The sequence below is a fragment of the Telluria sp. ZT3P26 genome (assembly GCF_059686035.1).
Map to the genome: position 1 here is coordinate 1,390,046 of NZ_JCASII010000001.1, position 17,195 is coordinate 1,407,240.

At 64.5% G+C, this 17,195-nt stretch carries 15 protein-coding genes; 7 read left to right on the plus strand and 8 right to left on the minus strand.

Annotated elements, in window-relative coordinates:
* Positions 1-21 precede the first annotated feature (21 nt).
* Positions 22-2,961 carry a putative bifunctional diguanylate cyclase/phosphodiesterase gene (locus tag AC56LN_RS06130; RefSeq protein ID WP_499570442.1) on the plus strand — a complete coding sequence of 980 codons (2,940 nt, stop codon included), beginning with the start codon at positions 22-24 and terminating at the stop codon, positions 2,959-2,961.
* Between the two features lie 83 nt (positions 2,962-3,044).
* Here the strand turns inward: AC56LN_RS06130 and AC56LN_RS06135 are convergent, their stop codons facing one another.
* Positions 3,045-3,632 carry a PEP-CTERM sorting domain-containing protein gene (locus AC56LN_RS06135; RefSeq protein ID WP_499570444.1) on the minus strand — a complete coding sequence of 196 codons (588 nt, stop codon included), beginning with the start codon at positions 3,630-3,632 and terminating at the stop codon, positions 3,045-3,047.
* A 156-nt stretch (positions 3,633-3,788) separates the two neighbouring features.
* Positions 3,789-4,172: a DUF4124 domain-containing protein gene (locus AC56LN_RS06140; RefSeq protein WP_499570445.1), complete on the minus strand. Its 384-nt coding sequence runs from the start codon at positions 4,170-4,172 to the stop codon at positions 3,789-3,791.
* A 191-nt stretch (positions 4,173-4,363) separates the two neighbouring features.
* Between AC56LN_RS06140 and AC56LN_RS06145 the strand changes: the two genes are divergently transcribed.
* The 3 genes from AC56LN_RS06145 (at position 4,364) to AC56LN_RS06155 (ending at position 7,055) form a co-directional block, all read left to right on the plus strand.
* Positions 4,364-5,356 (plus strand): 2-hydroxyacid dehydrogenase, encoded by a 993-nt coding sequence (locus tag AC56LN_RS06145; RefSeq protein WP_499570446.1) that lies wholly within the window; start codon positions 4,364-4,366, stop codon positions 5,354-5,356.
* Between the two features lie 89 nt (positions 5,357-5,445).
* Positions 5,446-5,937 carry a hypothetical protein gene (locus AC56LN_RS06150; RefSeq protein ID WP_499570447.1) on the plus strand — a complete coding sequence of 164 codons (492 nt, stop codon included), beginning with the start codon at positions 5,446-5,448 and terminating at the stop codon, positions 5,935-5,937.
* A gap of 149 nt (positions 5,938-6,086) precedes the next feature.
* Positions 6,087-7,055 carry a threo-3-hydroxy-L-aspartate ammonia-lyase gene (locus AC56LN_RS06155; protein WP_499570448.1) on the plus strand — a complete coding sequence of 323 codons (969 nt, stop codon included), beginning with the start codon at positions 6,087-6,089 and terminating at the stop codon, positions 7,053-7,055.
* Between the two features lie 140 nt (positions 7,056-7,195).
* Here the strand turns inward: AC56LN_RS06155 and AC56LN_RS06160 are convergent, their stop codons facing one another.
* Positions 7,196-8,581 (minus strand): sensor histidine kinase family protein, encoded by a 1,386-nt coding sequence (locus tag AC56LN_RS06160; protein WP_499570449.1) that lies wholly within the window; start codon positions 8,579-8,581, stop codon positions 7,196-7,198.
* Positions 8,581-9,348: an osmolarity response regulator transcription factor OmpR gene (ompR, locus tag AC56LN_RS06165; RefSeq protein WP_482899376.1), complete on the minus strand. Its 768-nt coding sequence runs from the start codon at positions 9,346-9,348 to the stop codon at positions 8,581-8,583. Before ompR ends, AC56LN_RS06160 begins: the two co-directional genes overlap by 1 nt.
* A gap of 200 nt (positions 9,349-9,548) precedes the next feature.
* Here ompR and AC56LN_RS06170 point away from each other — a divergent pair, with 200 nt between their 5' ends.
* The 3 genes from AC56LN_RS06170 to AC56LN_RS06180 all read left to right on the plus strand — a co-directional run bounded on the left by AC56LN_RS06170 (position 9,549) and on the right by AC56LN_RS06180 (position 12,608).
* Positions 9,549-9,914, plus strand: coding sequence for a hypothetical protein (locus AC56LN_RS06170; RefSeq protein ID WP_499570450.1), 366 nt, complete (start codon positions 9,549-9,551; stop codon positions 9,912-9,914).
* 233 nt (positions 9,915-10,147) lie between these two features.
* Positions 10,148-12,025, plus strand: coding sequence for a flagellar assembly protein A (locus AC56LN_RS06175; RefSeq protein ID WP_499570451.1), 1,878 nt, complete (start codon positions 10,148-10,150; stop codon positions 12,023-12,025).
* A 100-nt stretch (positions 12,026-12,125) separates the two neighbouring features.
* Complete coding sequence (locus AC56LN_RS06180) at positions 12,126-12,608, plus strand: chemotaxis protein CheW (protein WP_499570452.1); 483 nt, start codon at positions 12,126-12,128, stop codon at positions 12,606-12,608.
* Positions 12,609-12,635: 27 nt separating this feature from the next.
* Here the strand turns inward: AC56LN_RS06180 and AC56LN_RS06185 are convergent, their stop codons facing one another.
* From AC56LN_RS06185 to AC56LN_RS06200, 4 genes are all read right to left on the minus strand, one after another.
* Positions 12,636-14,609, minus strand: a complete 1,974-nt coding sequence (locus tag AC56LN_RS06185) for an ATP-binding cassette domain-containing protein (RefSeq protein WP_499570453.1) — start codon at positions 14,607-14,609, stop codon at positions 12,636-12,638.
* 146 nt (positions 14,610-14,755) lie between these two features.
* Positions 14,756-15,649: a 50S ribosomal protein L3 N(5)-glutamine methyltransferase gene (prmB, locus tag AC56LN_RS06190; protein WP_499570454.1), complete on the minus strand. Its 894-nt coding sequence runs from the start codon at positions 15,647-15,649 to the stop codon at positions 14,756-14,758.
* A 25-nt stretch (positions 15,650-15,674) separates the two neighbouring features.
* Entirely contained in the window at positions 15,675-16,811 is a 1,137-nt protein-coding gene (dapE, locus tag AC56LN_RS06195) for a succinyl-diaminopimelate desuccinylase (RefSeq protein ID WP_499570455.1), read from the minus strand.
* Positions 16,808-17,167, minus strand: coding sequence for an ArsC family reductase (locus AC56LN_RS06200; RefSeq protein WP_499570456.1), 360 nt, complete (start codon positions 17,165-17,167; stop codon positions 16,808-16,810). Before AC56LN_RS06200 ends, dapE begins: the two co-directional genes overlap by 4 nt.
* Positions 17,168-17,195: the final 28 nt, after the last annotated feature.

The window sequence follows — 17,195 nt, forward strand, 5'->3', positions numbered from 1 at the left end:
CGCGCATTACCAAGGCCGCTCATGCCCAAGCTTTCTCATCAGTTCCGTGCGTCGTTACCAGCCGCGTTGCAAGCGGCTGTCGAACTGGTTCTGAAGACGTTTTCTTATTACCTCATCCCGATCGGGATCGCGGTGGTCTCACTCATTGCGCTCGTTTTCTGGCACGACGAATACCGCACGAGCGGCGACGTGCCACTCACGATGCATGTCATGGCCGATGCGGCCGGCACGCTCGATCCGGCCAGCGCACTCGGGCCGACGCGCGAGCGGCCACTCACCAACACTCATGACACCCATCTGTCCGAAGCGCCGGTCTGGTTCGTTGTCGAGCCGATGCCGCGCCCTGGCGAACAGGTCCTCGAATTCCCGTCGCGTCATGCGCTCGATATCGCCTGCTGGAACGCGGCTTCGCTGGCGCCCATGGGCAGCGCCAGCCGCAGCGACAGCGGCGGCGCGATGCGCGCCGACAAGGCAGGCTTCGCACTGAACGTCACGCCGTTGCCGCGCCAGCTGCTGTGCCGCGGCACGTTCGCGGGCCCGGCGCGCCTGACGGTCGTGCAATGGCCGCTCGAGCAGTATGCGCTGTCGGTCAAGCAGTACCACCGCAAGTCGGGCCTGCTCGACGGCGGCATGATCGTGCTGGCGCTGTTCATCCTGATCACGGCGCTGATCAACCGCGAGCCGGTGTACGTGATGTTCGCCGGCTGGCTGATCCTGAACCTGCGCGTGGGCGCGCTGTCGGCCGGCTGGGACATCCAGTGGCTCGGCCAGGCGGTGCCGTCCGACTGGCTGCTGCGCAGCCGCGCCGTCACGTTCACGATGTACGGCATCGCCACGCTGACGCTGTACCAGGCGCTGCTCAAGGACCACCTGGCCGAGATGCGCTACGTGGTGCCGATGCGCGTCATGCAGTGGCTGTGCATGCCGATGCTGGCTGCCGCCATCCTGGTCCCGTACGGGATGTACCTGCCGCTGATGTGGGGCATCCTGGCGTGCTGCTTCTCGCTGATGACCATTGGGCTGTTCAAGATCATCGTCGAATCGCGCACCCGTGTCGCGGGCTGGTTCGCGGCATCGTTCGCGGTCACCTTCATGGCCTCGCTAGCCGAAGTGGCGTCCGCCGCGTTCGGCATGCGCGAGCTGCTGGGCGTGATCAACAGCGTTACCGCCGCGCTGGCGTCAAGCCTGCTGGCGGCGCTGGCCGTGGCCGAACAGATGCGCATGGAAACCGAGAAGCGCCAGGAAGCCCAGGAAGAACTCGAGCATGCGTACAAGGCCATGCCTGTCGGCCTGTTCACGCTCGATATCTATGGCCACTTCCTGAGCGTGAACCCGGCGCTGCAAAAAATGCTGGGCATCACCGATTTCACGGCAGGCCGTACGGCATGGCGCCAGTTCTTCACCGAAGCGAGCTGGGCCGCCTTGCACGAGCAGGTCCATGCGAAAGTCGAAGCCGAGATGGAACTCACGAGCCGCGACGGCACGCAGCGCTTCCAGGTCAGCGCCACGCTGGCCAGGTCCCGCATCGAGGGCGTGCTGCAGGACACCACCGAAAAACACAAGGCCACCGAGCAGCTGCGCTTCATGGCCAACAACGATCCACTGACCAAGGTCTTCAACCGGCGCGGCATCGAGCGCGAGTTCAGCAATGCCATTGCAAGCCTGGCTGCCGGTCGCCCGATGGCGCTGGCCTATGTCGATCTCGACCGCTTCAAGCTGATCAACGATCTGTTCGGGCATGCCGCCGGCGACGAAGTGCTCAAGCAGGTCTGTGAACGGATGGGCGCGATGCTGGCCGGCGGCCAGCAACTGGGCCGCGTGGGCGGCGACGAATTCGTCATCGTGATGCCCGAGACTGCCATCCCGCTGGCCTCGATCATCATTCGCGGCATCGTCGACCGGCTGGGCAGCACGCCGTACCGCGTGGGTGACAAGGCCTTCCACGTGCGCGCCTCAGTCGGCCTGATCGAGGTGGTGCCCGGCATGCCGATGAAAGATGCCGTTTCCACTGCCGACCGCGCCTGCCGCGAAGCCAAGACTGGCATGGGTGATGGCCTGGTCGTATACGAGCGCGGCGCCGATGCATTCCGCCAGCGCGCTGCCGAACTCGATCTGGTCGAGCGCCTGTCTGGCCCGTGCGCCACCGACGGGCTGCTGCTGGAAATGCAGCCGATCATGTCGCTGCGCACGCCGTTCGAGTCGCTCAACTTCGAAGTGCTGCTGCGCATGCGCGAGCCCGATGGCCGCGTCGTGCCGGCCGGCGCCGTGATTGCCGCGGCTGAAAAAAGCGGGCGCGCGAGCGTGATCGACCGCTGGGTGCTCACCAGTACGCTGGCCTGGATCGCCGAGCACAACGATGCGCTGGTCAATACCCGCTTCGTCTGCATGAACCTGTCCGGAGCATCGCTCAACGACGAGCGCTTCGTGCAGGACACGTTCGAGATCCTGGGCCGCTACGTGCACGTGGCCAGCCGCCTGTGCCTGGAAATCACCGAGAGCGTGGCCCTGCACGACCTGGACAACACGCGCCGCTTCATCGACCAGGTGCGCGGCTTTGGCGTGAAGGTGGCACTGGACGACTTCGGTGCCGGCTACACATCGTTCTCGTACCTGAAAGAATTGCCGGCAGACGTGCTCAAGATCGATGGCAACTTCATCGTCAATATCAATGCGCATCCGGCCAACGTGGCGATCGTCGAGGCCATTGTCAGCCTGGCGGTCAACCTGGGCATGAAGACGATCGCGGAATGGGCCGAGGATGCGGCGACGGTCCAGACCTTGCAGGAAATCGGCGTCGATTACGTCCAAGGCTTTGTCGTGGCGCGCTCGATGCCGCCCGAACGCCTGCTGGAAGGGCGCTCGAGCGCCAGCTTCATCCAGGATGCCGCCTTGCTGGCGCTGCTGGGCGAGTGGGACAAGCCCCCGACGTCGCATCTGGCCAGCGTGACGCGGCTGCACTAGCCGGTAGCGCCTGCTGTGGCCAGGCACCGGGCAGTTCGCTGACCGCTTACCCAAACAACATGGTTGTGTTGATGCAGGGCCGCTCAGGCGGCAATCTTGACGGCAGTGCGACGGCGGCGGGTCGTGCAGGCCATCAGTGCCAGGCCAGCACCGATCAGCACGCCAGTTGCCGGCTCAGGGACTTCGGTGGCATCGGTATTGAACGTGATGGTGCCGAAATTCCAGATGCCGTCAGGCGACACCGATTCATCATCGAAGCTTTCATAAAACTCCAGGCGCAGGATGCCGTCGGCATCCACGCTGAAGCTGATGCCGTCGGCAAGCAGATCCTCCATGCCCGTGAATGTCTGTGTGCCTGCCTCGTTAACGCCAATGCCTGGCTGAAGGTCCACCCCGATCGATGCGCTGGAATTGGTGAACGCCAGAAACATCTCAGACAGGAAGCTGGGTGGGAACGCGGTCAGGTTGACGTTATAGCTGACGCTGGTGATGGTCGCATTGGCGCCGACATTGATTTCATAGACGTCGTTACCCGCGTTGCCGAACTCACCGACACCTCGGGCGCCCGCGATGTCAAAGGTGAATGGCGTGGCGAACGCAGAAGTGCAGGCAAGCAGCGACACACCGACCAGTAATTGTTTGAATGAGCGCACTGACAAGATAGCCTCCATTAAGTATCTGCTTGTCAGTTATGCAATAAACATGCCACGCTTGCGATTCCTAATAGGTTCTTGATTTGACTACCTATTTTGATGTTGCTCAAGACAGTGGATTAATCAGTGTAAATTGTATCGACAGTTTTTGATCCGGATCGCAGGGCGCGTAGATCAGTCGAGGTTGGCCAATGCAGGCGTTGAACGTACGTCGCTCAGCACGAACTGGGCGCGCGCTGCCTTCAGCGTTGCGATGTCACTGGCCAATGGCTTAGAGGCCACACGCGTAACGGGGACATGGATGCGTTGAAAAGCGCGGGGTGGTGGCAGGACGCTTGCATCGGCAGCCAATGGATGGGCATGGACACGCGTCACGCCATCGTTGGCGGGTTCACTGGCCATGCGCACGGTCGTCACGCCGGCTTCGCAAGGACGATCGGTCAGGGTCACGCGGCCGGCGTCGTCGACACACTTGACGATGCTGGTCTCGGAAAATGCGACTGGCGCTGCCATCGTCGTGGTGGCAAGCAGCAGCAGTTGGCAGATGTGACGCTTCATGATCGACTCCTCGGTTCGGTTTCAAATTCAACAATTTTATTGTCTTATTTGCATCATTTGGCTTCTGTGCGCCAGTTCACATTCGCTTGTAGGCCTGCGCGCCGTCGATTTGCCAGCGTGCGACGGTTAGACTGTGCATATCGCGGGCAAGGGCGTATAACGGCTGGACCATGAACCAGCAGGAGAACCGCTTGAAAACAGCCGTATTCAGTGCACGCCGTTATGACAAGACCATGCTGGCGCAGGCCAATGATGGTGTCGGCCATGCGTTGTTGTTCATCGAAGAGCGACTCAGTGTCCAGACGGCGAGCCATGCGGCAGGCTGTGTCGCCGTGTGCGTGTTCGTCAACGACACGGTCGATGCTGCCGTACTGGACATCCTTGCGCGGCAGGGCACGCGCCTGGTGGCCACGCGCTCGACCGGCTACAACCATATCGATGCCGCGGCCGCACGCCGGCTTGGTATCGAGGTGGTGCGCGTCACCGACTATTCGCCGAACTCGGTCGCCGAATTCGCGGTGGGCCTGCTGCTGGCCGTGAACCGCAAGATTGCGCGCGCCAGCGTGCGCACGCGTGAAGGCAATTTCGATCTCGATGGCCTGATGGGCTTTGACCTGCACGGCAAGACCGTCGGCGTGATCGGTACTGGCAAGATCGGGCTGATCTTTGCCCGCATCATGGCCGGTTTCGGCTGCACGCTCGTGGGCCATGACCTGTATCCGACGCCGGCATTCGAAGCACTCGGCGGCCGCTACGCCAGCGTGAACGAGCTGCTGGCCTGCAGCGACGTCGTCTCGCTGCATTGCCCGCTGCTCGATACGACGCACCACATCGTCGATGCGGCCGCCCTCGCGCGCGTCAAGCGCGGCTGTGTGCTGATCAACACCAGCCGGGGTGGGCTGGTCGATACCGACGCGGTGGTCCAGGCGCTAAAGACGGGCCAGCTGGGCGGCCTGGCCATCGACGTCTACGAACAGGAAGCCAGCCTGTTCTTCCAGGACCTGTCATCGACCATCATCCTGGACGACGTGATCCAGCGCCTGGTATCGTTCCCGAACGTGATCGTCACGGGCCACCAGGCCTTCTTCACGGTTGAAGCGATCGGCCAGATCATGCGCACGACCATCGACAGCATCAGTGCATTCGAACGCGGCGAACCGCTCGTCAACCGCATTCCTGGCTGATGCAGGGTGCATGAATCGCCCCGTCTGCTGGACAGGTCGACCGGCCTGCGCTACGGTGCAGGGAGCACGCCAGCCACTGGGGAGAGCACATGCACATCGAGACGGTCCGCTTCGAGCGGGTATTCGACGTCCAGTCCGGGACGTTCAGCTTTGAAGCGGACGGCAAACGCCAGTTTGGCGTCGTCTTCGATCACAAGATCGTGCCCGATATGGGGGCGACCTTTGCCGTTGCCCTGGACGAACCTGGCAACTGGCAGACGGTGGCCGGCTGGCGCGATTTGTCGACGGTTACCGTGGGGCTCAAGCGCAGCGCATGGGACGTTGCAATCGGGCTGCTGTTCGATTTTTATTTCGTCCTTATCCCGATCCCCGTGTTGGCACTGGTGCTGGGCGGCCCGTGGGCCGGCCTGGCGGCGTTCGGTCTGATGGTGCTGGGCGCCTGCGCCATGGTCGTGGGCACGGCCAGGCACAACCGCCAGATTGAGCGGGCGCTGCTCGCCGTTCGCCCACCGCCGCCCCGCGCAGTCACAGGGCCTGACATGCTGGCGCGGCGCGCCGATCCCACGGCGCCTGCACATTGAGCAGCGCGCCCTTCGGCGCGCCAAGCGGCGGATCGAGCACGAAGCGCGCTATTCACAGCAACGGTCCTGTCGGGTTTGACGATCCTCCGGGTGGCCGATAGACTGCGCCAACGTCTCCCTTACCCGTTGCTCCTGAAAGGACTACCCGCATGACCATGCTCCAGCTTCCCACGTATGACGACGTCGTCCAGGCCGCCGAACGCATTGCCGGCGCCGCGCACCGCACGCCGGTGCTGACCTCGCGTACCGTCAACGAGGAGTTCGGCGCCGAGGTCTTCTTCAAGTGCGAAAACATGCAGCGGATGGGCGCCTTCAAGTTCCGTGGTGGTTACAACGCGCTGGCCAGGTTCAGCCCGGAACAGCGGCGCGCCGGTGTCGTGGCCTTCTCGTCGGGGAACCACGCGCAGGCGATCGCGCTGTCGGCGCGGCTGCTGGACATTCCCGCCACGATCATCATGCCGGAGGATGCGCCGGCCGCGAAGGTTGCCGCTACGCGCGGCTATGGCGCCACTGTCGTCACCTACGACCGCTATACCGAAGACCGCGAGCAGATCGGCCGCGCGCTGGCCGAGCGCGATGGCCTGACCTTGATCCCGCCATACGACCACGCCGACGTGATTGCGGGGCAGGGCACGGCGGCCAAGGAACTGTTCGACGAGGTCGGCCCGCTCGACGCGTTCTTCGTCTGCCTGGGCGGCGGCGGTCTGCTGTCGGGCTCGGCGCTGGCCACGCGCGCGCTGTCGCCGGGATGCCTGCTGTACGGTGTCGAACCGGAAGCCGGCAACGATGGCCAGCAGTCGTTCCGCACCGGGCAGATCGTGCACATCGACACGCCGCGCACGATCGCCGACGGCGCGCAGACGCAGCACCTGGGGCAGCTGACGTTCCCGATCATCCAGCGCGATGTCGACGATATCCTGACCGTCAGCGACGACGAACTGGTGGCCTGCATGCGGTTCTTTGCCGAGCGCATGAAGATCGTGGTGGAGCCGACAGGCTGTTTGGGCTTTGCCGCGGCGCGCAAGATGAAGGACAGCCTGCGCGGCAAGCGGATCGGGGTGCTGGTCAGCGGCGGGAATATCGATCTGGCCCGGTTCGCGAGCCTGATCGGTGCGTGATCCGTTGACACGTCGTTCCAGCGCAGGCTGGAACCCAAGCACGTAACGGTGGCGCATGAGGCAGAACTTGGGTTCCCGCCTGCGCGGGAACGACGGGGGATGGCGATCGACAGGGCGTCAAGCCGCGCTTGCGCGACCTGTCAGCCCGCCAGCGGCAGTGCCACCTGCAGCAGGAACCCACCACCGTCGCGGTTGCTGACCTCCAGCCCTGCGTTGTGACGCGTGAGCACCCGCTCGACGATGGCCAGGCCCAGCCCGGCGCCATTTGCCTGGCCGCGCGCGCTGTCCAGCCGCGTGAAGGGTTTCATCAGCTGTGCGATCTGGTCCGGCGGTACGCCCACACCATGGTCGCCGATCTCGATCACGGCGCGCCGGCCGTGGCCCGTCGCTTTCACGCGCAGCACGATGTCGATCTCGGTGTAGTCCTGCCCCGGCGTGACGCCGTAGCGGCGTGCATTCTCGATGATGTTGTTGATCACGCGCCGCAGGTCGGTCGCGTTGCCCTGTACGTGCACGTCCGGCATCAGGTCGGTCCGGATGCGCAGGCTCGGGATGCGGCCCGCGTCGCGGCCGATGTCCGCCAGCAGTTCGGACAGATTCACCGGCACGAACGTGGCGGCCTCGGTTGGTTTCGCGTAGTCGAGGAACTGGCCGATGATGGCGTCCATCTGCGCGATGTCCGACTGCATGCCGTCGCGCGCTTCCTGTGACAGGTTGGCCATTTCCACTTCGAGGCCCATGCGCGCCAGCGGCGTGCGCAGATCGTGCGAGATGCCAGCCAGGATCACGGCGCGGTCCTTCTCGACCTGGGCCAGGTCTTCGACCATCTGGTTGAAGCTGCGGTTGGCTTCGATGATCTCCTGCGAGCCTTTTTCGGGCAGCGGCGCCGGGCGTTCGCCCTTGGCGATGGCGCGCGCGGCGGACGTCAGCCGCGCCAGCGGGCGGTTGACGAGGCTCGAGATCAGCGCTGCGCCCAGCACTGACAGCAGGCCAACGACCACTGCCCAGCCCAGCCACTGCACGCGCGTGAGACCCGCCAGGCGCTCGCGCTCGAGCATCAGCCAGTACTTGTCGTCCTCAATATTGAAGCTGATGTAAAAACCGGGCACGCCGTTCACGCCGCTGGAAAAGCGCGTGTCGGCGCCAAGGCGCTCGCGCACGATGGCGGCGATTTCGGGCATCAGGGGATTGTGCGGTGGCGGATCGATGACGTCCGTGTCTTCGAGCGTGAAGATGCGGATGCCTTCGTTCGAGGCCAGTTCGAGCAGCAGTTCGAGTCGCAGGTCGGGCGCCGAGTGCGTCAGCGCGGCCTTGGTGATGGTCACCACCGACACGACCGTTTCGGCCGTCTGCTGCACTTGCGGGCCGCGCTGGTAGACGTTGATCATGCCGATCCAGGCGCCCATCGAGACCGCGGTAAGCACCGACATCAGGAAGAACGTGCGCCAGAACAGGCCGCTCTTGAACCAGGCAAAGCGCACGGCGCGATGCGCCGCCGCGAGCGACGTGAATGCAGGTGGCTTCACTAGCGTGGCTGACCCTCAGGGATGAACACATAGCCCAGGCCCCAGACGGTCTGGATGTACAGCGGGCTCGATGGATCAGGTTCGATCAGCTTGCGCAGGCGCGAGATCTGGACGTCGAGCGAGCGGTCGAACACTTCGTATTCGCGGCCACGGGCAAGTTCCATCAGCTTTTCGCGCGACAGCGGCTGGCGTGCGTGGCGCGCAAACACCTTGAGCACCGAGAATTCGCCGGTGGTCAGTGGCACCGTGTCGCCGTTCTTCTTCAGCGTGCGCGTGCCCAGATCGAGGATGAAATCGCCGAACTCGAAGGTTTGCGGGGTTTCCGATGGTGCACCCGGGATCTCGTCCGGGCCTTTGCGGCGCAGCACGGCGCCAATGCGCGCCACCAGCTCACGCGGGTTGAACGGCTTGGGCAGGTAGTCGTCGGCGCCCATCTCGAGGCCGACGATGCGGTCGACGTCCTCGCCTTTGGCGGTCAGCATGATGATGGGGGTCTGGTCACCGGCGCCGCGCAGGCGGCGGCAGATCGACAGGCCGTCTTCGCCGGGCAGCATCAGGTCAAGCACGAGCAGGTCGTAGCGCTCGCGCAGCCACAGCTTGTTCATGGCCGGCGCGCTTTCGGCGGTCACGACCTGGAAACCCTGTTCGGTCAGATAACGGCGCAGCAGGTCGCGCAGGCGCACGTCGTCGTCCACGACCATGATCTTGGCGGAGTGGCCGCCCTGCGTGCCGGTACCCACGTTAATGTTCGGAGTCGTTGAAGTCATGGAACTGTCCAGAATTGTCAGATGAATGTCGCTATGGTAACTTCTTATGGTGATGCCGCAGGTACGACTCAGCTCAGCCATTACAATGTGTTACAAACTTTACCCAATTACTCTTACCCCGTATCCGGTATCAACCTACACTGGCGTCAAGTGATCAGCACAGCTTATCCGTTTATCAGGCATCACGGAAGAGGAACACCATGAACCACGCGCTCAACGACAATCCAGCAGCACCCGGCACCGCTCGCGGCCGGTTCGCCCGGCTTGTGCGCCTCGGTGTTCTCGCCTGCGCCCTGGCCGCAACCGGTGCAGGTGCCTTGGCCCAGGACCAGGACCGCAACCGTCGCAGTGACGACATTCAGGCGCGCGAGCGCTACGAGATGCAGGCGCAGCGCGACGCGAGAGCATTCGAAATACGTGAGCAGACCCGTCGCAATGCCGACGTCCAGCAGGATGCGGCGCGTGAAGACCGCCCGCGCGGGCGTCTGTCGCCGGACGAGCGGCGCGACCTGCGCCGCCAGATCAAGGAAGGTGCGGATCTGTATCCCAATTCGCGCCGCCGCTGACAGGCGGCTGCTGCAGTCAACAACGGCGCCGATGGCGCCGTTGTCACGTCTGGACGTGCGCGCGCTGGCCAGTCGCGGGCGATACCAGGACACCATGGTCAGGCACTGTAAATTTTCTTTTTTGCAAATCTCATTGCTATATGTTTATTTAATCTGCGCAACATGCTATGTTCTCGCACGCCTTACTGTTGGTAAGGTTTGTGCCGACAATATCAGCAACATGGAGCGTGAACGTGCCCGACCCCGCCATCCCTTCTGCAGCGCGTTTTGTCTCTGACGGCCCGGAACACTGCATCGCCCGGCGCGCTGACGGCGTGTATGCCGATCCCGCGTTGCTCGGCACGACACTGGTGGCGGCGCTCGACAGCACCCTGCGCTCGGGGCATTACCTGGCAGGGCTCGATTACGCCGTTCTGGTCAAGGCGCTGTACGGCCATGGCCCTGCGCTGCCGCGCGACGCGGCCGGTCAAGTGCAGGTGCGCATCGCCGATGACATCATGCCGTTCACCCCTGAGCGGCAGGCGCTGTACCGCTCGGTAAAGATCACGGACGGCCAGGCCGAATACTATTTCGAGCCGGTGTTCGAGCCCGACCCCGAGGGTGGTGAGCGGCCTACCACGCTCAATGCCGACGAATTCGTCGCCGACATGTGGATCAAGGGGATCCGCTTCGGCGCCGATGTCGACGCCATCCGCGACGCCATCGTCAAGGGGGCGACGGGGCGCTGCGTTGTCGCGCGCCGGCTGGCACCGGTCGATGGCGACGCCGCGCGCGTCGAGGAAGTCGCGAACGAACTGCACCGCAGCGATGCACCGCTCCAGCTGGCCAATGGCAAGCTCGACCTCATGAGCTTCCAGAACCGTTTCCCGCAGGTGCAGATCGGCACGCGCCTGTTGCGCAAGGTGCCGCGTACGGCAGGCAGTCCGGGCTTCGAGCTGACCGGCATCCCGATCCTGGCCGAGATCGGCAAGGACCTCGATCTGGCCGTGTATGCCGCCGAAGGCACCGGCATCGATGTGGTGCCTGCCGGCGAGTTCCTGATCGCGCGCCGCGACGGGTTCCTGAATGTCGACCCCAAGAGCAGCCGGATCGCCATCTCCGACAAGATCGTCAGCCACGACGGCGTCAGCGCCCGGACCACGGGCAACCTGCACCTGAGCGGCGACTACGAAGAGTTCGGCGAGGTGCAGGAGCAGCGCATCATCGAAGGCGACAGCATCACCGTGCACGCGGACGTGTATGGCCACGTACTCTCGCGCGGCGGGGCGGTCCGGCTGGAGTGCAACCTGGTCGGCGGCAGCGCGCGCAACCTGAACGGCGGCGTGCGCGTGCTGGGCGTGGCCTCCAGTGCCACGATCCAGGCCGCCAGAGGTGACGTGATCCTGGGGCGGGCCGAGAACTGCGTGATTTCCGGTGCGCGCATCCGGGTCGAAACGGCGATCAACTGCGAGATCATGGGCGACGATGTCGAGGTCGCGCACGCGGAAGGCAGCGCCATCGCGGGCCGGCGCGTGAAGATCGGCAGCGCCGCGCCCTGGAAGCAGGGCGAGATGCTGGTGTACCTGCTGCGGCCCGATTGTGCGCGCATCGACGATGCAATGGCCCAGGTGCGCGAGCGGATCGGGCAGTTTGGCCAGCTCGCGGCGCGTCACCGTGCGTCGATCGACACGCTCGCGGCGCAGCCGCACCTGAGCAAGTACCTGAAGATCGCGCCGCGCATCCGCAGCGGCGATCTGGTACTCAAACCCGAGCAGGTGCCCCAGTTCCAGCGCATGACCGATACCGCGGGGCCGGCGCTCAAGGAGCTCGGCCGCCTGTCGGACGAAGCGAACAAGCTCGACGCCGAACGGCAGTCGGGGATGGAGGTACTGGGCCGCCTGGAGGCGCAGCGCTACGACCGTGTCGGTGCGGCGCAGATTATGCTCGAGGCCATCGCTGGCGAGGTGCAGGTGCGCGCCTTGCCGTACGAGCCGGATCTTGGCTGTATCTGGGACCAGGGGCCGCGCGACATCCGCCTGCGCCTGCGCGACGCCATGGGCACCGAGCTGCTGCACGCCGGGCGCGACGGCGCCTGGGCCTGGGATTCCACGTCGCCCACAGCCCTGGGGTGAACCACCGCACCCGTGGAAGCGGGCGGTGCGAATTGATTGCAGTCAAGATCGCCGGGATCGGCAGGCTTACGATGGTGGTCGGACTGATCAAGGATCTGCCATGCACACCACATCGCGCGCGCCACGGTCTGGCGCACCAACGGATTACCTCAGCTTCATGCTCGATGGGCTGGAGTACGGACTCGATTGCGCGCGGGTGCAGGAACTCAAATTGCTCAAGTCCCTCGAACGCTTCGCCGAGGATGGCGACATCATCGGCGGCGTCGCGCTGTCGCATGGCGTGATCCTGCCGGTGATCGACATGCGCACTACTGCCACCCAGGGCGCCGGCGCGGGGGCCGGCATCGTGCACCCGGATACCGACGTGATCATCCTGCGCCTGTCGAGCGGGCTGGTGGGAATGGTGGTGGAAGGGGTGACAGGCATCGTGCACGTGCGCCCGGAAGCCGTACAGGCCGTCCCGGGCGAAGCCGGCGCCAGTTACCTGATCGGCATTGCCCGCATCGACGGGCGGTGCGTGGTATTGATCGACATCGATGGTCTCGTGTCGTTGTCGCCGCGGCGGCCGCTCAGGGCCGCCTGACGGCGTCGTACTGCCAATCCCACTGGCTTACGCCAGCGCTTCCAGCTGTTCCTGCAGCGTCAGCCACTCCAACTCGAGCGTTTCCAGATCCCGCGCCACGAACGCCTGGTCGGCCACCAGCGTCTTGAGGCGATCCTTGTTCTGCGCATCGTAGATCGTCGGGTCGAGCAGGGCGGCATCGATCGTGGCCTTCTTTGCCTGCAGCTTGGCCATCTGCTCGTCCAGGCGCTTGACCTTGCTTTCGATCGGCTTGCGCTGCGCGGCGTTGCGCTGACGTTCTTCGGCGCCCAGGCGCTTCTGCTCCTTGCGCTCGGCCGGCGTGGCGCTTGGTACCGGTGCGACGGGCGCGGCGGCCTTGGCCAGCGGGAGGATGTCGGTGCCTTTGCCCAGCTTGGTCTTGAACAGCCAGTCCTTGTAGTCGTCCAGGTCGCCGTCGAACGGTTGCAGGCGGCCGTCGGCGACGATGATGAATTCATCGGTCGTCGCGCGCAGCAGGTGGCGATCGTGGGACACGACGATCAGCGTGCCTTCGAACTGCGCCAGCGCCATCGTCAGCGCTTCGCGCGTTTCCAGGTCCAGGTGGTTGGTCGGTTCATCGAGCAGCAGCAGGTTAGGGCGCTGCCAGACGATCAGGGCCAGCGCCAGGCGCGCCTTTTCGCCGCCCGAGAACGGCTTGATCGAGCTGGTCACCATATCGCCCGGGAAGTTGAAGCTGCCCAGGAAGTTGCGCAGTTCCTGCTCGCGCACCGTCGGCGCGATCTTGGCCAGGTGCCACAGGGGCGATTCGTCATGGCGCAGCATCTCGACCTGGTGCTGGGCGAAGTAGCCGATCGACAGGCCCTTGCCGATGGTCGCTTCGCCGGTCAGCGGCATCAGCTCGCCGGCGATGGTCTTGATCAGCGTCGATTTACCGGCGCCGTTCACACCCAGGAGGCCAATGCGCTGGCCAATGGTCAGCGAAAAGTCGATGTGGTTGACGATGGTCTTCTTGCCGACCTTGTCGCCATGCTCGTCGAGCAGGAAGTAGCCGGCATCGACCTTGTCGAGCACCAGCAGCGGGTTCGGGGCCGACAGCGGCTCGCGGAAGTCGAACGAGAATTCGGCTGCAGCGCGCAGCGGTGCCAGTTCTTCCATCTTGGCCAGGGCCTTCATGCGGCTCTGGGCCTGGCGCGCCTTGGAGGCCTGCGCCTTGAAACGGTTGACGAACGACTCGAGGTGCGCGCGCTGGCGCTGCTGCTTCTCGAGTGCGCCGGCGGCCAGGATCATCTGGGCGGCGCGCTGGCGCTCGAAGCCCGAATAGTTGGCCGTGTAGCGTTTCAGCTTGCGCTCGTCGATGTGCACGATCACGTTGACCACTTCGTCGAGGAAGTCGCGATCGTGGGAAATGATGATCAGGGTGCCGGTGTAGCGCTTGAGCCAGTCTTCGAGCCAGATGATCGCATCCAGATCCAGGTGGTTGGTCGGTTCATCGAGCAGCAGCAGATCGGACGGGCACATCAGCGCCTGCGCCAGGTTCAGGCGCATGCGCCAGCCACCCGAGAAGCTCGCCACCGGCTGGTTCATCTGCGCCAGTGAAAAGCCCAGGCCCAGCAGCAGCTGTTCGCCGCGCGACTGTACCGTGTAGCCGTCGGCGTCGGCCAGCATGCCGTGCAGTTCGCCCAGGCGCATGCCGTGGGCGTCGACGTCCGGGTGCGATTCCAGTTCTTCCAGTTCGGCCTGGAGCTTGCGCAGGCCGACGTCGCCGTCAATGGCGTAATCGAGTGCCGCGCGGTCCAGCGCTGGCGTCTCTTGCGCCACGTACGCCATGCGCCATTTGGCCGGAAAGTCGATCTGGCCCTGGTCCGGGTGCAGCTCGTTGCGCAGCATGCCGAACAGGCTCGATTTGCCGGCGCCGTTGGCGCCGATCAGGCCGATCTTGTCGCCCGGGTTGAGGGTCAGGTCGGCATCGACGAGCAGCGGCTTGGTGCCGCGCATCAGGCTGACGTTCTGGATACGGATCATGGTGTCGCTATCTTGTTGTGTGGCCGGCTGTGCCGGCCACGCGGTGATTGTGATGGGTTCCGGTGTCGTGCCGGATGAGCTTGCTGCTATCGATCACCGTGTGGGCGGCATAGCCGCCCACACGGTGATCAATGGAGGCAGAGGGGTTATTGCAGGTTTTGCAGCTGCTCGGCCGTCAGCAGGAACACGGCATCGTCGCCGATGCTGGTGGTCAGCCAGGTCAGGCCCAGGTGGCCGAACGCGGCTTCGGCGTACTCGCGCTCGTTGCCGATCTCGACCACCAGGATGCCTTCCGGCGTCAGGCGCTCGGCGGCGCCGGCGATGATCTTGCGCACCAGGTCCATGCCGTCTTCGCCACCGGCCAGTGCGATCTGCGGCTCGACCATGTATTCCTGCGGCAGCGTGCGCATCGATTCGGCGTTCACGTACGGCGGGTTGGTGATGATCAGGTCATACTTCTTGAACGGCACGTTTTCGTACAGGTCGGACTCGATCGGGTTCACGCGCCCCTCGAGTTTGTATTCGCGGATATTCGTTTCGGCCACGGCCAGCGCGTCCTTCGAGATGTCGATCGCATCGACCACCGCGTTGGCAAACGTATCGGCCATCATGATCGCCAGGCAGCCGCTGCCGGTGCACAGCTCGAGCACGTTCTCCACGCCATCCGGATCCACCAGCCAAGGGCTGAACTGCTGCGGAATCAGCTCGGCAATGAACGAGCGCGGCACCAGCACGCGTTCGTCGACATAGAAGCGGTATTCGCCCAGCCATGCCTCTTTGGTGATGTAGGCAGCCGGCACGCGCTCGGTCACGCGGCGCTCGATCACGGCCAGCACCTGCAGCACTTCGTCCGCCAGCAGCCTGGCGTCGAGGAACGGTTCCAGGCGGTCGAGCGGCAACTTCAGGGTGTGCAGGATCAGGTAGGCGGCTTCGTCGAACGCTTCGACGCTGCCGTGGCCGAAGAACAGCTTGGCACCGTTGAAGCGGGTGATCGCATAGCGCAGCAGGTCGCGCGGCGTGGAGAATGAGGTGGTGGTCATGGCCTGGATGATGGGTTGTAATGCTTCAAGCGGCCAGCATGCGCTGGAGCGTGCGGCGATAGATATTCTTCAGGGGATCGATGTAGCGCAGTTCGATGTGCTCGTCGATTTTATGAATGCTGGCGTTCGGTGGGCCGAATTCTATCACCTGAGGGCAGATGCGGGCGATGAAGCGGCCATCCGAGGTCCCGCCGGTGGTCGATAATTCGGCGTGCACGCCCAGTTCGTCGCCGATCGCGGCGCAGACGGCGTCCGACAGCGTGCCTTTTTCGGTCAGGAACGGCAGGCCCGACAAGGTCCAGTCCAGATCGTAATCCAGCCCGTGGCGGTCGAGGATCGCATGCACGCGCGCCTGCAGGCCCTCGGCCGTGCTGGCGGTCGAGAAGCGGAAGTTGAAGTCCAGGCTCACGCTGCCCGGGATCACGTTGTTGGCGCCGGTGCCGGCGGCGATGTTCGACACCTGCCAGCTGGTGGGCGCGTAGTACTCGTTGCCTTCGTCCCAGACTTCGAGCGTCAGCTCGGCCAGTGCCGGCGCCATCTGGTGGATCGGGTTGCGCGCCAGTTGCGGGTAGGCGATGTGGCCCTGGACGCCGTTGACGGTCAGGTGGCCCGACAGCGAACCGCGCCGGCCATTCTTGATCGTGTCGCCCAGCACGTGGTTCGAGGTCGGCTCGCCGACCAGGCAATAGTCGGGCGCGACGCCCCGTTCTTCGAGCAGGTCGCAGACGATGGCGGTACCGTCCACCGCCGGGCCTTCCTCGTCGCTGGTGATCAAAAAAGCAATGGAGCCGCGGTGGTCCGGATAGGCAGCAATGAACTCTTCGCAGGCGACGACCATCGCCGCGATCGACGTCTTCATGTCGGACGCGCCGCGACCATACAGCTTGCCGTCGCGCTGCGTCGGCATGAACGGTTCGGATGTCCACTGGTGCAACGGACCGGCCGGGACCACGTCGGTATGACCGGCAAACACGAACAGCGGCGCGTTCTCGCCCTTGCGGGCCCACAGATTGGTCACGCCATTCGAGACGATCGTTTCGCACACGAAGCCGAGCGGCGCCAGCAGCTCGATCAGGCGCTGCTGGCAACCCTTGTCCTGGGGCGTGATCGAGTCGAGCGCAATCAGTTCTTCGGTGAGCAGCAGGGTGCGTGACGGTCTCATGGCGCCGCCCCGAATTTTTCTTCAAATGCGGCCGGCGAAAAACCGACCGTCACCAAGCCGGCGCCTTGCACGACCGGGCGCTTGATGACCGACGGGTTCTCGAGCATCAGCGCCAGTGCGCTGTCGGCGTCGACGATGGCCGCCTTGCGTTCGTCCGGCAAGTTGCGCCAGGTGGTGCCCTTGCGGTTGACCAGGGTGGTCCAGTCGAGGTCCTGCAGCCAGGCCTTCACCAGTTCAGGCGTGAGCCCTTGCTTCTTGAAGTCGTGGAAGGTGAAGTCGATACCGTGATCCTGCAGCCAGGTGCGGGCTTTCTTGACGGTGTCGCAATTGGGGATGCCGTAGAGGGTGATCGTCATGGGGTATGCGGGGAAAAAGGGCGGCAGC

Excerpts from the sequence above, each read along its gene's own strand:
- AC56LN_RS06130 (WP_499570442.1), top strand. The coding sequence starts at position 22 with ATGCCCAAGCTTTCTCATCAGTTCCGTGCGTCGTTACCAGCCGCGTTG.
- AC56LN_RS06135 (WP_499570444.1), bottom strand. The coding sequence starts at position 3,632 with ATGGAGGCTATCTTGTCAGTGCGCTCATTCAAACAATTACTGGTCGGT.
- AC56LN_RS06140 (WP_499570445.1), bottom strand. The coding sequence starts at position 4,172 with ATGAAGCGTCACATCTGCCAACTGCTGCTGCTTGCCACCACGACGATG.
- AC56LN_RS06150 (WP_499570447.1), top strand. The coding sequence starts at position 5,446 with ATGCACATCGAGACGGTCCGCTTCGAGCGGGTATTCGACGTCCAGTCC.
- AC56LN_RS06155 (WP_499570448.1), top strand. The coding sequence starts at position 6,087 with ATGACCATGCTCCAGCTTCCCACGTATGACGACGTCGTCCAGGCCGCC.
- ompR (WP_482899376.1), bottom strand. The coding sequence starts at position 9,348 with ATGACTTCAACGACTCCGAACATTAACGTGGGTACCGGCACGCAGGGC.
- AC56LN_RS06170 (WP_499570450.1), top strand. The coding sequence starts at position 9,549 with ATGAACCACGCGCTCAACGACAATCCAGCAGCACCCGGCACCGCTCGC.
- AC56LN_RS06180 (WP_499570452.1), top strand. The coding sequence starts at position 12,126 with ATGCACACCACATCGCGCGCGCCACGGTCTGGCGCACCAACGGATTAC.
- AC56LN_RS06185 (WP_499570453.1), bottom strand. The coding sequence starts at position 14,609 with ATGATCCGTATCCAGAACGTCAGCCTGATGCGCGGCACCAAGCCGCTG.
- prmB (WP_499570454.1), bottom strand. The coding sequence starts at position 15,649 with ATGACCACCACCTCATTCTCCACGCCGCGCGACCTGCTGCGCTATGCG.
- dapE (WP_499570455.1), bottom strand. The coding sequence starts at position 16,811 with ATGAGACCGTCACGCACCCTGCTGCTCACCGAAGAACTGATTGCGCTC.
- AC56LN_RS06200 (WP_499570456.1), bottom strand. The coding sequence starts at position 17,167 with ATGACGATCACCCTCTACGGCATCCCCAATTGCGACACCGTCAAGAAA.